The organism is Stenotrophomonas sp. STEN147, assembly GCF_056757995.1.
Genome location: NZ_JBRRCG010000031.1, coordinates 1 through 14,875, shown reverse-complemented (window position 1 = coordinate 14,875; position 14,875 = coordinate 1). Strand labels below are relative to the sequence as shown.

11 protein-coding genes and 1 rRNA gene are annotated in these 14,875 nt (G+C 67.0%); 2 read left to right on the top strand and 10 right to left on the bottom strand.

Features of this window, described 5'->3' with window-relative positions; translation table 11 throughout:
• Positions 1–84, bottom strand: a 16S ribosomal RNA gene (locus tag ACVOKU_RS18330); the annotation flags it as partial.
• Between the two features lie 638 nt (positions 85–722).
• Here ACVOKU_RS18330 and ACVOKU_RS18325 point away from each other — a divergent pair.
• Positions 723–1,913 (top strand): benzoate/H(+) symporter BenE family transporter, encoded by a 1,191-nt coding sequence (locus ACVOKU_RS18325; RefSeq protein ID WP_481560576.1) that lies wholly within the window; start codon positions 723–725, stop codon positions 1,911–1,913.
• Here the strand turns inward: ACVOKU_RS18325 and ACVOKU_RS18320 are convergent.
• The 5 genes from ACVOKU_RS18320 to ACVOKU_RS18300 form a co-directional block, all read right to left on the bottom strand.
• Complete coding sequence (locus tag ACVOKU_RS18320; RefSeq protein ID WP_481560575.1) at positions 1,910–2,467, bottom strand: DUF2628 domain-containing protein; 558 nt, start codon at positions 2,465–2,467, stop codon at positions 1,910–1,912. The two genes, ACVOKU_RS18325 and ACVOKU_RS18320, sit on opposite strands and share 4 nt — an antisense overlap.
• Positions 2,464–4,629, bottom strand: a complete 2,166-nt coding sequence (locus ACVOKU_RS18315) for a lytic murein transglycosylase (RefSeq protein ID WP_481560574.1) — start codon at positions 4,627–4,629, stop codon at positions 2,464–2,466. Before ACVOKU_RS18315 ends, ACVOKU_RS18320 begins: the two co-directional genes overlap by 4 nt.
• Before the next feature lie 85 nt (positions 4,630–4,714).
• Positions 4,715–5,689, bottom strand: coding sequence for an L-histidine N(alpha)-methyltransferase (gene egtD, locus ACVOKU_RS18310; protein ID WP_481560573.1), 975 nt, complete (start codon positions 5,687–5,689; stop codon positions 4,715–4,717).
• Positions 5,686–6,957, bottom strand: coding sequence for an ergothioneine biosynthesis protein EgtB (gene egtB / locus ACVOKU_RS18305; RefSeq protein WP_481560572.1), 1,272 nt, complete (start codon positions 6,955–6,957; stop codon positions 5,686–5,688). Before egtB ends, egtD begins: the two co-directional genes overlap by 4 nt.
• Positions 6,958–7,041: 84 nt before the next feature.
• On the bottom strand, positions 7,042–7,434 hold the full coding sequence (locus ACVOKU_RS18300; RefSeq protein ID WP_180876259.1) for a YchJ family metal-binding protein: 393 nt from the start codon (positions 7,432–7,434) through the stop codon (positions 7,042–7,044).
• Between the two features lie 81 nt (positions 7,435–7,515).
• On the opposite strand from ACVOKU_RS18300, the gene ACVOKU_RS18295 reads away from it, so the two are divergent.
• Complete coding sequence (locus ACVOKU_RS18295; RefSeq protein ID WP_074902642.1) at positions 7,516–8,295, top strand: TSUP family transporter; 780 nt, start codon at positions 7,516–7,518, stop codon at positions 8,293–8,295.
• A gap of 105 nt (positions 8,296–8,400) precedes the next feature.
• Here ACVOKU_RS18295 and ACVOKU_RS18290 read toward each other — a convergent pair whose 3' ends face one another.
• The 4 genes from ACVOKU_RS18290 to folE all read right to left on the bottom strand — a co-directional run bounded on the left by ACVOKU_RS18290 (position 8,401) and on the right by folE (position 14,679).
• Positions 8,401–11,781 (bottom strand): ATP-binding protein, encoded by a 3,381-nt coding sequence (locus tag ACVOKU_RS18290; protein ID WP_481560571.1) that lies wholly within the window; start codon positions 11,779–11,781, stop codon positions 8,401–8,403.
• A gap of 16 nt (positions 11,782–11,797) precedes the next feature.
• Positions 11,798–12,499, bottom strand: a complete 702-nt coding sequence (locus ACVOKU_RS18285; protein ID WP_053520047.1) for a DUF4194 domain-containing protein — start codon at positions 12,497–12,499, stop codon at positions 11,798–11,800.
• The gene (locus ACVOKU_RS18280; RefSeq protein ID WP_053520046.1) at positions 12,486–13,955 is read right to left on the bottom strand and encodes a DUF3375 domain-containing protein; all 1,470 of its coding nucleotides are present in this window, start codon (positions 13,953–13,955) and stop codon (positions 12,486–12,488) included. The genes ACVOKU_RS18285 and ACVOKU_RS18280 overlap by 14 nt, the downstream gene beginning before the upstream one ends.
• Before the next feature lie 112 nt (positions 13,956–14,067).
• Positions 14,068–14,679, bottom strand: coding sequence for a GTP cyclohydrolase I FolE (folE, locus tag ACVOKU_RS18275; RefSeq protein WP_481560570.1), 612 nt, complete (start codon positions 14,677–14,679; stop codon positions 14,068–14,070).
• Positions 14,680–14,875: the final 196 nt, after the last annotated feature.

The following is a 14,875-nucleotide window of genomic DNA, read 5'->3' as shown; positions in this document are numbered from 1 at the left end:
AGCTCCTCTGTGCTGCCGTTCGACTTGCATGTGTTAGGCCTACCGCCAGCGTTCACTCTGAGCCAGGATCAAACTCTTCACTTAAAACTGCATTGCCCGAAGGCAAAAATTTAAAGCTGCAGATGAATGATTCTGGCAACGTATCGCTTGCTTTAAAACAATTAATAGTTGCTTGATCAAACGTCTGCAAGATGGACAGTCATCCTTCCTGCAGGCGCCTTCACAAGATACCTGCGCATACTTTCAAAGATCAGGGGAAGTGGCCTCAGCGCCGTTCCCGTGTGCTGCGAAGTTTCCTTCGTAGCGAGCCGCCCATTATAGCCGGCTTTTCCGCTTCGTCAACACCTTTTTCAAGGTCGCCTCACCGGAGTGGACGTTGTTGCCGGAGCTGCTTCGTCGTTGGCCCCGAGAGGCTTTCGTCGTTGCGAGCCGCCTATTATGACGGACTTTTCGAGTCCGTCAACACCTTCGTTCGATCATCTCGTCCGCTGGCGTGGCGTCGCTTCTTCGTGCTGCTTCCGGGGAAGCATCGCGCTGCAGCGAGGGAGCGAATTCTAGAGATCCTGCCGGATTCGTCAACCACTTTCTTTCAGGACAATGACAGCGCTGGCGCTTGTGCCGGCCGATGCGCGCACTCAATGTTCACTGCGGCGTCGGCCCCGCGGTTCGCGGGCAACGCCCCAGGCGCGATAAAATACGGGATTCACACCGGAGAGCAGGCAATGAGTACGCAGGTGCGCCACGGATGGTGGCGGGATCTATCGATGCCGGCGATCGTTGCCGGCTTCATCACCGTACTGGTGGGTTTCGCCAGTTCGGCGGTGATCGTGTTCCAGGCCGCGCAGGTGGTCGGTGCCGATCAGGCCCATATCGCATCCTGGATGTGGGCGCTGGGACTGGGCATGGGCGTGACCTGCATCGGGCTGTCACTTCGCTATCGGGTACCGGTGGTCACCGCGTGGTCGACGCCCGGTGCCGCGATGCTGGTGGTGGGCGCCGGCGGCGCTTCGCTCTCCGAGGCGACAGGCGCGTTCCTGCTTGCTGCGGCATTGGCAATGCTGGCCGGCTTCTCCGGCATCTTCGCCAGGCTCATGCAACGTGTGCCGATGGCGCTGGCGGCGGGCATGCTGGCCGGTGTGCTGTTGCGCTTCGGCCTGGATGTGTTCGTCGCAATGGACAGCCAGAGGGTACTTGCCCTGGCGATGTTCGCGACCTGGCTGGCTGGCCGGCGCCTGTTCCCGCGGTACGCCGTGATCGCGACCCTGCTGGTTGGCATCGCGGTCGCGGCCAGCCGCGGTCTGCTGCACGCGCAGCAGCTGCAGTTGCAGCTGGCGGTCCCGCAGTGGGTGACACCTTCCCTGTCGTGGACTGCCGTGGCAGGCATCGCCCTGCCCCTGTTCGTGGTGACCATGGCCTCGCAGAACATTCCCGGCGTCGCCGTGATGCGCGCCTCCGGCTACGACGCCCCGGTATCGCCGCTGATCGGCTGGATCGGCGTGGTCAACACGGTACTGGCCCCCTTCGGTGCCTATGCGCTGAACCTGGCCGCGATCACCGCAGCCATCTGCATGGGCCGCGATGCCCATGAGGATCCTGCCCGGCGCTACACTGCGGCGATGGCGGCAGGTGTGTTCTACATCGTCATCGGCCTGTTCGGCGCCACCGTGGCCGCACTGTTCGCCGCGTTCCCGCGGGAGCTGGTGGCCTGCGTGGCTGGCATCGCACTGTTCGGCACCATCGGCAACAGCCTCGCCAGCGCACTGGCGGTGGAGCGCGACCGCGAGGCGGCACTGGTCACCTTTCTGGTCACTGCGTCGGGGATGTCGCTGGCCGGTATCGGTTCCGCCTTCTGGGGCCTGGTCGCTGGCGCGCTGTGCCTGCTGGTCCTGCGGCCACGTGAGCCCCGCAGCTAGGCGTCGCCGAAGAGGCCCAACGCCTGCAGTGCGACGCTGAACGCGATGCCCAGGCCCAGGGCCAGCCGGCTGACGCCGCTGCGCCGGTCGATATAGGCCTCGACGCGCGCGCCGTCACCCGCGCCGGCGGCTTCGGCGCGGGCGATCACTGCCCTGCAGCGGCGCAGATACAGCGCATTGGCCGCCAGTGACACTGCGATCTTCAAGGCCAACGTCAGCCCCCATATCGCCGCGTCGTCCATTCCGGCCAGCACGATGGCGGCACCCCCCACCATGCTGATCACGACGTAGGCCACCGCCATGCCGTACATACGCCGGTACAGCAGCCACTTGAAGTCGAACAGGAACGCGGCCCAGTTCCAGGGACGCGGCCAGCCCGGCGGATCCCGACGCAGCCGCCACAACTCGGCATAGACAGCGAAGTTGTCGGCCACCACGCGGGCGAGCCGTGGATGACGGTCATAGACCGCCATTGCGGCGTCCAGGCTCGACGGCGCATCGCCGGCAACCGGCGCAGCGTAGGGATTGCCATCCGTGGCGGGATGTCGACTCACAGTGGCGAGCTGGACAAGGTCTGTACCAGCACGTGGCGACCGGCCGGTGCGATGGTGATCACGTCGGGCCCGGCATTGGCCGCTTCCAGGCAGACGTAATCGCGCCAGCCGTCTCCCACGTCGGCCATCTTCGCTGCCGCTTCCGCGCCGGGATTCCAGGCCACCAGCGAGCGGCTGCCTTCGGTACGGATCGTGATGCGACGCTTCAGCACCGGATCGCGCAGGACGTAGTGGCCACCTGCCCCGGTATAGATGCGGTCACTGCGGCCCGGGTCGCGCGGATCGCGCAGGGACCACGGGCCCTGCTGGCGCCGCGCCTGTGCATAGTTCTCGAACTTGTCCAGATACTCCAGCCCGTCCACGCCATCGACTTCGACCTTGCTGGCATCGCCCACGCGGAAGTAGTTGTGCAGCGCCTGGGTGATTGTCACCGGCACGGTGCCGGGATTGTCGGTCACCAGCTGCTGCCGTAGTTCACGGCCGATGCGCACGGTCATGGCCAGGCGCAGGGCGAGGTTGTCCAATGCAGGGGGAGCCAATACGAGTTCGATGCTGCCGTCGTCCAGCCGGCGGGCCTCCTTCAGCTCCCACGGCAGGGTGCGCACGAAACCATGCGCGGGCACATCGTCGCCTTGCCCCTGTCGCCCGAAATACGGCCAGCACACCGGGCTGCCGCCGCGGATGGGGGTCGGCAATGCGGCACGGCGTGGCGAAAGCCAGAGCAGATCGGCCTGCCCCTTGGGTACGAAGGAGAGCAGCTGGCCGCCGAACACACTGATGGCTGCGGTGGCCTGGGGGGTTTCCACCAGCCAGGCATCAAGCCCCTGGAACTGGCCACTGCGTACGCCCTGGATCTGTTGCACGTTGGATCGACTCCGTATGGCCGGCGACTGCACGGCACTGTAGTTGCTGGGAAGCGTGAAGCGGGTGGAGGCCACCGCAGGCGGCGCCGCGCTCTGCAGCGCGCGCAGGATGCGTTGGCCGGCTCGTCCATCGGCCGTGCTCCATCCCAGGCGGCGCTGTTCGGCCTGGATCGCCCGGCGGCTGGCTGTGCCGATCATGCCATCAGCGGTACCGATATCATGCCCCCGCGCCAGCAGCAGGGTCTGCAGCTGACGGCGCTCATCACGGCCCAGCCCGGGATCATCGGTCGGCCAGGCGGTGGCCAGGCCGCTGCCGCCGCGCAGGCGATCAGCCAGCGTCGCGATCGCCAGCGCATAGCTTTCGGCGGCGTTGTAGCTGTAGATCGCATCGTAGTTGCGGAACACCAGCAGGGCCGGCCCCTTGATGCCGGCGGGCAGCAGCAGTGCCGCCCGCGCGTCGGCAGCCAGACCCGCCGGAGCCAGCGCGCTGCCGTCCAGCGCTGTCACGCCCTGCGTACGCCAGTCAGCCAGTGACCGGCGTTGGGTACGGCCGGCCAGGCGGGTATTGAAGCCGTCGGCAACACGCACCTCCATGCCCCACGGTTCTCCCGTGCGCCAGCCGGCGCGCTTGAGGTAGTTGGCGGTAGACGCCAGTGCGTCGGGAATGCTGCCGACCAGGTCACGGCGACCGTCGCCATCGCCGTCGACGGCGATGCGTGCGTAGGTGCTGGGCATGAACTGCGTATGGCCGAACGCGCCGGCCCAGGACCCGGTCAGGCCTTGAGCCTGCAGATCACCGCGATCGATCAGCGTGAGCAGGGCCAGCAGTTCGCCACGGAAGAACGCCTGCCGCCGGCCGGCGCAGGACAGCGTCGCCAGCGACTGCAGCAGCGGACGCTTGCCGAACACGCGGCCATAGTCGCTCTCCACGCCCCAGACGGCGACGATGGTGACCGGATCGACACCATACTGCGCGGCGATGCGATCAAGCAGGTCGCGGTGCTGCTGCAGCATGGCCCGTCCATCGTCGACGCGCTGGCGGTCCACCAGTGCAGCCAGGTAGTCCCAGATCGGGGTGGAGAATTCGGGCTGCGCATCCAGCAAGCCGAGCACGCTGGGATCAGGACGCAGGTCGGCGGTGATCGCACCGAAGCGGTCTGCGGCAATGCCCTGGGTAGCTGCCGTTGCCTGCAGCTGTGCCAGACACCGGGTGAAAGCGGGATCGGGCGGGGTCAGGTCGGGCGCCGTTAACGGCGCGGCCAGTGCCGCGGTCAGGCCGAGTGCGGTCAGGGTGGGCATGGCGTCCTCCGTGTTGCCGGTGCTGACACCATACTAGAGGCTGAGCGACCGGCGATGCTGAAGCAGTTGCCGGCCGTTGGCCTCTCTAAAGCGTACGCAGCAGCCGCAGGCCGTAAGGTGGACTGTCAGCGTCCCAGCGCTGCGCAACCTGCAGGCCGGCCTGCCGCACCAGCGCACCAAAGCCGTCATCGGTGTACTTGTGGCTGTACTCGACGCGGATCGCCTCACCGGCCTCGAAGTGGAAGGTGCGGCCATCGAGGTGGACGTCCTGTGCCCGCTGGCTGACCAGATCGGTCTCGATGCGCAGACGTTCGGTGCTGTAACGGGCACGGTGGCGGAAGCCGTCCAGATCGAAGTCGCTGCCCACCTCACGGTTGAGGCGGACGAGCAGGTTGAGGGTGAATGCCGCGGTGATGCCTTCGGCGTCGTTGTAGGCGGCTTCGATCAGCGCGGGGTCCTTGTGCAGGTCGATGCCGATCAGGGCCAGGCCGTGGTCACCCATGGTCTGACGCATGGCCCGCAGCAGGGCGAGGGCGTCCTCGCCGGCGAAGTTGCCGAGCGTGGACCCCGGGAAGAACAGCAGGCGCCGCGCGGGCTCGCGCTCCGGTGCGGGCACGTCCACCGGCCGGGTGAAATCAGCGCAGACCGGCAGCATTTCCACGTCGGGAAGCGCGGGGGCGAGGTGATCGATGCTCGACAGCAGCGCCGCCCGGGAGATCTCGATGGGGGTGTAGGCCACGGGATCCTGCAGCGCGGCCAGCAACAGCGCGGTCTTGCGACCACTGCCGCTGCCCAGCTCGACCACGTGCAGGCGCGGGCCCACCACGCGTGCGATATCCGGCAAAACGCGATTCAACAGGGCCAGCTCGGTGCGCGTGGGGTAGTACTCCGGCGTGTGGGTGATCTGTTCGAACAGGCGTGAACCGCGCGCGTCATAGAAGTACTTCGACGGCAGCTGGCGCGCAGTGCGCGACAGCCCGGCCAGTGTGTCGGCGAGGATCTGCTCGCGGCTGGGCGTGAGATCGGTCAGCGCCTGCAGCGCGTCCTGTACGGTGCTCACGGCAGATCCCTCGCCAGGCGCAGGCCGGAGAACTGCCAGCGCGCAGGTGGCATGAAGAAGTTGCGGTAGCTGGCGCGCACATGCCCGCGCGGGGTGGCACAGCTGCCGCCGCGCAGGACCCACTGCCCGCACATGAACTTGCCGTTGTACTCACCCAGGTTGCCGGCGAACGGACGGAAACCGGGGTATGCGCCATAGGCGCTGCCGGTCCATTCCCAGACGTCGCCGAACAGCTGCCGCAGTCCCCCGCCCTGCGCTGCAGCGGGATGCAGATGATCGTCCTCGGCGAAATGGCCGGCGACCGGCTGCGACGTCGCGGCGGCCTCCCACTCGAATTCGCTGGGCAGGCGCGCACCGGCCCAGCGGGCATACGCATCGGCTTCGTAGTAGCTGAGATGGCACACCGGCGCATGCGCGTCGAGGTCGCGCCAGCCGCCGAGCGTGTATTCGCGCTGCAGGGCGTCATCCCAATAGAGGGGATGCTGCCAGTCCTCGCTTTCGCGCAGGGCCCAGCCCTCACTGAGCCACCAGCGCGGATCGCGGTAACCGCCGGCTTCGACGAAGTCACGGTACTCCGCGTTGCAGACCGGTCGATCAGCCAGCATGTGGGCCGGCAACAGCACGCGATGCGGTGGCGATTCGTTGTCGTAGGCGAAGGCGGCGTGCTGTGGCCACGCCGGTGCGCCGACGGTGACGATGCGCTCGGGAGATTCGATCCAGCCCAGCGGACTGGCTACGCTGGCGGCGGCGGGCAGATCCTGGCGGTAGGGCGGATGCAGCGGATTGCACCAGAGCGCGTGCTTGATGTCGGTCAGCAGCAGCTCCTGGTGCTGCTGCTCGTGCTGCAGGCCCAGCTGGAGATGCTGCAGGGCTTCATCGTCAAGATCGCCATCGCGGAGACGCGTCAGCAGGTGTGCATCGACCTGCTGCCGGTAATCGAGTACCTGCTGCAGCGACGGGCGCGAGAGCAGGCCACGCTGCGGCCTGGCATGCGCCGGTCCAATGCTCTTGTAGTAGCTGTTGAACAGGTAGTCCCACGCGGGGTCACGTGCCGGTGCGCCGGATAGACCGGCCAGCACGAAGCGGTCGAAGAACCACGTGGTGTGCGCCAGATGCCATTTGCTCGGGCTGGCGTCCGCCATGCTCTGCAGCATGGCATCTTCGGCACTGAGCGGTTCGGCCAGCAGCACGCTGCGGGCGCGCGTCTGCGCATAGCGGTGGGCGAGTTCACGCTGCGGAGCAGCGACGGCGACGGTAGCGCTGTCCATGCAGCCAGCATCCAGCGGTGCGGGTGAGCGCAACGTCATGGTGTGACATCGCGCCGTTCACATCGATGCCGTCGCGTAACCGGTTCAGATCGCGTCGAGGTAGTACCAGCGTCCGTCGATGCGTTCGAACCGGCTGCGCTCGTTCATTTTCACCGCACTGCCGCCGCCCACCCGATAGCGGGCGGTGAATCGCACTTCGGCATGGTCGGGCCCATTCACCTGGTGCTCGTGGACGGTCAAGCCAAGCCAGTGCGTCCGCTGGCCGGGCGCCTCGTCCAGTGACAGTTCGGCGGGACGGGTGGCCGGATGCCAGGTGGCCCGCAGGTAGTCGGCCAGACCACGCACATACGCGCTGTAGCGCGAGCGCATCAGGCGCTCGGCGTCCGGTGCGGGCTCGCCGGCATGGAAGCGGCCGCAGCAGTCGGCGTAGTCCGTGGCGAGGCCACAGGGGCAGGAATCGGCAGGGTTTCGGCTCATGAGGGTATTGTCGCTCGAGTCACGTCGGGCATCCATCGGCGATAGGCGTATGCTGTCGCGCCCCCACATTGAATGATCCCCGTGCTGGAACTGGTTCCCCCCGAGTTGTGGTGGCTGGTGGTGATCGCCTTCATTGCCGGCCTGGTCGATGCTGCCGTCGGTGGAGGGGGACTGGTACAGCTGCCCGGCCTGTTCACCGTGCTGCCCCAGCAGACGCCGGCGATGCTGTTCGGTACCAACAAGTTCAGTTCGATGTTCGGCACGGCGGCGGCGGCGTGGCGCTATGCACGCAACGTGCGGTTCCCCTGGAAGCCGGTACTGTTCGCCGCGGGCACGGCATTCGTGTTCTCGTTCGCCGGGGCCACGGCGGTGAGCCTGCTGCCCAAGGATGCCGTGCGGCCGCTGGTGCTGGTGCTGCTGGTGGCGATGCTGGCCTACACCCTGTGGAAGAAGGATTTCGGCGCGCTGCACCGGCCGCAGGAGATCGGCCGGCGCGAACTGACCATCGCGCTGGTGATCGGCGCTGCGATCGGCTTCTACGATGGATTCTTCGGGCCAGGCACCGGCAGCTTCCTGATCTTCCTGTTCGTGCGCTTCTTCGGCCTGGACTTCCTGCGTGCGTCGGCCGCATCGAAGGTCGTGAACCTGGCGACGAACATGGCGGCGATCTCGTTCTTCGTGCCGACCGGCAACATCCTGTGGTTGTTCGCGCTGCCGATGGCCACGGCCAACATCATCGGTTCGGTGGTCGGCACGCGGCTGGCACTGAAAGGCGGCACGCCGTTCATCCGTAAACTGTTCGTGGGCCTGGTGGTGGTGCTGATCGCGCGGATGGGCTGGGATACGTTCGGCGGGGCGTGAGGGACGTTATGAAATGGTAGGTGCCAACCTTGGTTGGCACGTTGTTTCAGGTCGCGAAGAGCAGCCGAGCATGGCTCGGCTCTACAGGTGGATTGCCCGAGGCGCTCAGGCTTCGGCTTCCTCCGGTTCATTGGCCTGCTGGCGGCTGCGCTCGGGCAGCTTCAGGCGCCTTCCTTCTTCGTCGTACTCGATCAGCAGCACGCCCGAATCGTGGCGGCCACTGATCTCGACGAAGCAGGCACCACCGATGAAAGGCTCCAGCGTCATCACCGACTTCAGCGGCGTGGCGACCACCATCTGGAAACCGAAGTTGTCGAAGATGTTCATCGCCAGCGCGGTGAACTCGTTGTCGGCCTTGTCGAAGGCTTCGTCGAGCACGACCGCCGCGTAACTGGGCAGCTGGCTGTCAGCGCCGCCGAGCTGGTAACGCAGCGCTGCGGCCAGGCAGGTGGTGGCGAGCTTCTGCCGCTGGCCACCGGACTTGCCGGCGCCGCTGCGGTAGATTTCGACCTGCTGGCGCGTTTCCGCATCGAGTTCGACGCCGATGAACTCCACGTGCATGCGCACGTCCAGGACCAGCTCGCGCCAGCGCTTGTCCTCACCTTCCTGCGAACCCAGGCGGTTGACCAGCTGGCGCAGCACGGTGAACTGTGACTCCGCCAGTTCACGCTGCTCGGTCTGCTGCTGCGACAGCACTTCGCGCAGCTGCAGCTGGAACTCCAGCACTTCCGGCAGCCGGCGGTCGCTCAGTTCGATGGTCAGCAGGGTGCCCCGGTTGAACGGCACCTGCTCCAGGCTGGCGTTGACTTCGTCCAGGCGCTGGCCGATCGACTTGCGGGCCTCGGCGCTGTGGCGCTGCAGGGCCAGCAGGTTGTTCTTGCTCTGGTTCTGCAGCAGATCGAAGAAGCGCTCCTCATGCTGGGGCAGGCCATCGCGTTCGAGACGGTCGAGGCGGGCGAGGAAGTCCTCGGCCGACGCCACCGATGCGGTGAAGTCGCCGGATTCTTCCGGCCACTGCTGGATGAAGCGGCGGAAGCAGCCGACCAGCTGGTTTTCGATACGGTTGAGGTCCTGCTGCGAGGACGACAACTGTTCGTTCAGCGCATTGCTGACCTGGCGCATGTGCGCTTCCAGCGTTTCCAGGCTGAGCGGGCCCTGTTGCTGCAACCGCTCTGCCAGGCCGCTCTCCTGCGCTTCGGCCAGCGTTGGCAGCACCAGCGCGCGACTCTGCTGGCGCGCGCGGTCGAGGCGGTCACGTTCCCGGACCAGCTGGCCGCGCTCGACGCGGACATCCTCATAGGTGCGGCGGGCCTGCTCGATGTCGGCGCGCACGGCGTCGATCTGCTGTGCCAGCCTGGCCAGGTCGGCATTGCCTTCGCGCAGGTCGCGCAGGCTGGCTTCGATGTCGGTCAGGCGCTGCTGGGGCGCGGCGACGTCGATCTCGTTCCATTGGATACCCGCGAGCTCGTGGCAGGCCAGGCGGCGCTCGTTGTCACGATCGCGCTGGCCACGCAGGCTCGCGATATCGGTCTCGCAGCTGGCGATGCGCTTGGCCAGTTCCTGCGCCTCACGTTCGAACGCACCGACCTTGTCGTGATTGTTGAAACCGAGAATCCAGCGACGGCGGTCGCCCACGGCACTGCGGTCGTCCTTCTCGAAGCGGTCGCCCGGATGCTTGACCTGGCCTTCGCGGGTGATGCCGCGGTCGACGTTGCGCAGCTGTCTGGCATCCACGCATTCGTAGTCGAATCGCTTGCCCAGCTCACGCCGCAGCCAGCTCTCGAACACGTGGTCGCGCAGCTCCAGCTTGTGCAGCAGCGACTTCACCGACGGTTCGCGGGCGAACGCCTCGTCGTTGCGGCGCACGCGGTAGTAGGTGAAGCGCATGCCGAGGTGGGTGCGGTTCACCCAGTCGGCAACCGCGTTGTAGTGCTTGTCGTCAACCAGCAGCGACAGCGCGAAGCCACCCAGCACGCGTTCGATCGCACCCTGCCAGCCCTGTTCCTCGGAGCGGACCTGGATCAGCTCGCCGACGAACGGCAACGCCACTTCGGAAATGCCGGTCTCTTCCGCCAACCGTGCACGCAGCTTCTGCATCGGCGCCGGAATGTTGGAGGGCGTGCGCTGCATCGCGTCAAGTTCGAGGCGTACTTCAGCGAAGCGACGCTCGTCATCACGCTTGCCACCGAGGCGCTCGCTGATGGCATCGTCCAGCGAGGCCGAAGCGCGCTGGCGATCCTGCAGTTCGTTCTGCGCACGCTCGACCAGTTCGGCGAAGCCATGGGCATCGTCGGGCAGTTCGGCCTGCAGTTTCCGTGCGGCTTCCTGCGCCTGGTCGCGCTTGGCCTTGCGGCGGTCGCGCTCGGCTTCGGCACGGCCCTGCTCGCGCTCCAGCTCTTCAATGCGCTCGCCGCCCTGCTGACGCCGCTGCAGTTCCAGCTCGGCCAGGCGTTCGCTGTGGTTGTCCAGCGCTGCGCGGCGCTGCGCCTCTTCCCCGAGCAGGCCACGGTCACGCACGTCCATCTCGCGCAGGCGCGCTTCGATCAGCGCCTGGCGGCGGCTCTCGCGGAAACTGTCGACGCCCAGCTTGAGCGCCTCGTCGTCACCGCGCTGCCGGTGCATTTCCTTCAGATCGGCGTAATAGGCGCGCGCCGGCAACAGCGTCTCCACCTGGCGACGGGCGGTGACGACCGCCTGATGGGCCCCGTCAAGCTCGGCGAAATCACTCACCAGGCGCTCGGCGGCGTCGAACGTCTTCGGCGTGTCGAGCATGAAGTCGCGCAGGAAGACGTTGAGATCACCCAGGTTCTTCGCTGATTGCGTCTTGTGCAGCAGGCGCAGCGCCATCTCGTTGTCGATGCCGAGCAGGTCGCGGAAGCGCTCGGCATAGCCGGAGAAGGTGTCAAAGTGGTGGACGTCGGCCAGCTTCTGCTTGAGCTTGCGCAGGTCCAGATCGAAGCCGCCCAGATCCTTGGCGATGTCGAACGGACGCTCGGCGATCATGTAGTGCTTGCGCACGTCGCCGGCCGAGGTGCCGTTGCCGGAGATCCACAACAGGCGCACCAGGCTGACCACGCGGCCGTCGCCGGCGCGGTACTCCAGCACCAGTGCGGTCCAGGTCGCACCCTTGCGCAGGTACTGGGTGGCAATCTCGCCGGTGCCACTGTCCTGCTGGTCGGCCCACGCGCCACGCACGTAGGACACCAGGTTGCGGTCGCGGCCACTGCGCTCGGCTTCGCGTGCGGCCGCGTTGAAGTCGACGATGGCCGGCGGCGTCAGCAGCGCGGACATGGCATCGAGCAGGGTCGACTTGCCCGAGCCGGAACGGCCGACGAACAGGAAGCCACGCTCGGCGATCGGTACTTCGGTCAGGCCGTTGAAGGTGCCCCAGTTGTGCACCTGCAGGCGGCGCATGCGGAACTGCTGCAGGCGCGGGTCCGGCAGGCCTTCATTGAACAGGGCGGGGGTGTGCTTGGAAATGGCCATGCGGTGTTCGGGTCTCTCAGGCTTCGGCGGCCGGGGTTTCGCGCAGCTGGCGGTACACCGCCGAAAGCTGGGACACGTCTTCGGCGGAGAACAGCAGCTTCAGCGCCGGCGAGACTTCGTGGCGGTCGTCCTGGCCGCTCAGGCGGGTCAGGATGTGGTTGTCCTTCATCTTCTGCACGGCCGATGCAACGCGGCGGTTGAAGCCGGCGCGGTCGGTGGACAGGTTCTTCTCGTAGATGGCCAGTGCTTCGGCCATCTCGGCGTCGGCGACCACCGCGCGGTTGCCGCGCGCGTCGGCCTCAGCCAGCTGCTGGCGCAGGAACAACAACAGCACCGAGTCGATGAAGGTCAGCGGCGAGGTCCGCAGCAGTACCGGTGCATCGACATCTTCGGTGTCGGCCTGGCGGGTGAATGCCACACCGCTTTCGCGGTCAAGCACCAGTTCCAGGAACAGGTCGGACAGCGCTGAACGGATGCCCGCTTCGCTGCGCACCAATGCCGGCCACAGCTTGGCGTGGCGCAGCTGGTCGATGCTGGGTCCGATCAGCAGCTGGCACAGCGCGCGCCGGGCATCCAGCGGCAGGCGGCCGGTATCACCCAGGTAATACACGCTGTTGCCGCGCCGTGGCTGCGCCTCGAGCATCGCCGGCTCGGCCTCGTAGGCGTCCTCGGCCTGGTCGGCAGACGGTGCTTCGATGGGGTCTTCATGCCAGCTCATGGCGTCTCTCCTGGGTGAACCAAACCAGCGGGATGCGTGCGCGGCGCAGTTGGCCGTCGCCGCCACGCCATTCGGCGAGCTCCTGCTCGCCAGCGACCACGCTGCCGAAGCGCGTGCCCAGCGACAGGTAGCCGATGACGCTGCCCAGGCCCTGCGGCGCTTCGCGCTGCGACAGCGCCTGGGCGATGCTGAGCCGCGGCTGTGCATCGAGCAGGTCGTGCAGGTCGCGGCGCAGGGTGCGGAAATCGATTTCGGACGAGGCCACCAGATCACCGACGCTCTCCAGGCTGATGCTGGCCGCGTCGTTGTACTCGACATTGCCATCGACCTGGGCGCTGCGGGGGTCGTGCAGTTTCCACTGCGACCACGAGCGCAGCCGGCTGGTCGTCAACTGCAGGTCACGGCCAATCGTGCGCTGGGCCGGGAACTCGTCGCGCAGGGCCAGCGCTTCGGACTGGGCCTGCTTGAGCAGCTGATTGAGGCGACGCTGTTCAAGATAACCGCGGCTCTGCACGAAGCCGCGCAGGCTGCGCGCGAAATTCTGCAGGACATCGTGTACCTGGCCGCCGCGTTCAAGCATGGTGCTGGTGAAGCTGCGCAGGAAGTTGCGCTCGTTGCGATCCAGGCGGCGTGCAAAGCCCCGTGCCAGCACGGCTTCCAGCGCGGCATCGAGCTGCGCACTCTGCTCGGCATCATTGAGCAGGCGCCAGAATGCCTGGAAGCTGCGGCCGGCATCACTTTCGCCGATCACGTCCACACCCTCGAACAGCTGCGACAGCACATCGCCACGTTCGCCTTCGTCGTCGATGATGCGCTCGCGGAACTCGCGGTTGAGCTGCTCGAAGCCGTCACGCACCCGGCGGAAGTCTTCGGTCAGCTCGTCGGCGAGACCGATGATCTGGCGGGCGCGCTCCAGTGCACGCTTGCCGTCCAGGGCAACCACACGACCGGCGCTGACCCGCGCGATCTCGGCGTCGATGCGGTCGCGCTCGTCGCGCAACGCAGACAGGCGTGCGTCGGGATCGGATTCGGTCTGTGCAGCCAGCTGCGAGAGCTGTTCGATGACCAGTGCCAGGCGGCTCTCGGTGGCAGCCACGCGCGCCTGTTCGAGGCTGTCGGCGAAGCGGATCGCCTGCAGGGCCTGGGTCGACAGTTCGTACTGCTCCTGGTCGGCGCCCTCGGGCAATCGCCGCTCCAGCCAGCCCTGGGACAGCCAGTGTGCGATGTAGGCCTGCGCCGTGCGCGGCAGGTCACGGGCCAGTTCGTCCCCATTGAGCTGGTCCAGCGCGCGCTGCAGGCGCTCGTTGAGCACCGAGGACGGCAAGGTGCGTTCGCCATCCATCAGCAGGCTCTGCAGCAGACCGATGATTTCGGGCGCATGGTCGGCGGCAAGCAGCTTCCATTGGGGCTGTTCGCGCAGGTGACGGTAGCGGGAGATGCGTTCGCGATGCTTCATGCAGCGAGAGGATTGGGAAAGACAGGCGGCTGCGGGCAGCCACGCACGGCCGTCGCGGGGACAGCCGTGGCAAGGCCGGCCACCGTGGGCCGGCGGTGCGGGGAGAAGCGGCTCAGCGCTTGCCGCCCACTTCGATGAAGCGCAGGAACTCGGCGCGGGTACGCGCATCGTCGCGGAAGCTGCCGAGCATCTTGGAGGTGACCATGCTGACCCCACGCTTGTGGATGCCGCGGGTGGTCATGCACTCGTGGGCCCCTTCGACGACCACGCCGACGCCGATCGGCTGCAGCACGTCCTGGATGCACTGGGCGATCTGCGCCGTCATCTTTTCCTGCACCTGGAAACGGCGGGCATAGGCCTCGACGACGCGCGCCAGCTTGCTGATGCCCACCACCTTGCCGGCCGGCAGGTAGCCGACATGCACGCGGCCGATGATCGGCGCCATGTGGTGCTCGCAGTGGCTTTCGTACTCGATGTCACGCAGGACGATCAGTTCGTCGTAACCGGCGACTTCCTCGAAGGTCCGCTCCATGTAGGCGCGCGGGTCATCGCGGTAACCGCTGAACCAGTCGCCGTAGGCTTCGGCGACGCGGCGGGGGGTGTCCAGAAGGCCTTCGCGGGACGGGTCCTCTCCGGCCCAGCGCAGCAGGGTGCGCACGGCCTCCTCGGCCTGGTCCTGGGTCACGTCGCCCTGCGGGGCGGCCTTTTCGTTGTTCTTGGTCATTGCGTACAGCGTCCCGAACGGGGGGCGAGCATCGTACCTGACCGGGGGGTAGGTCGTCCCGTGGGGAGGGTTCATCGCGCGTCGGCAGTCGGGGTCGCAGGCCGACGTTCATGGCTCGGGAATGTGCCGTGGTAGCGCCGGGCCATGCCCGGCGGGCTCTATGGACGGGCCCCATGCCGCTCGCCGGGCATGGCCC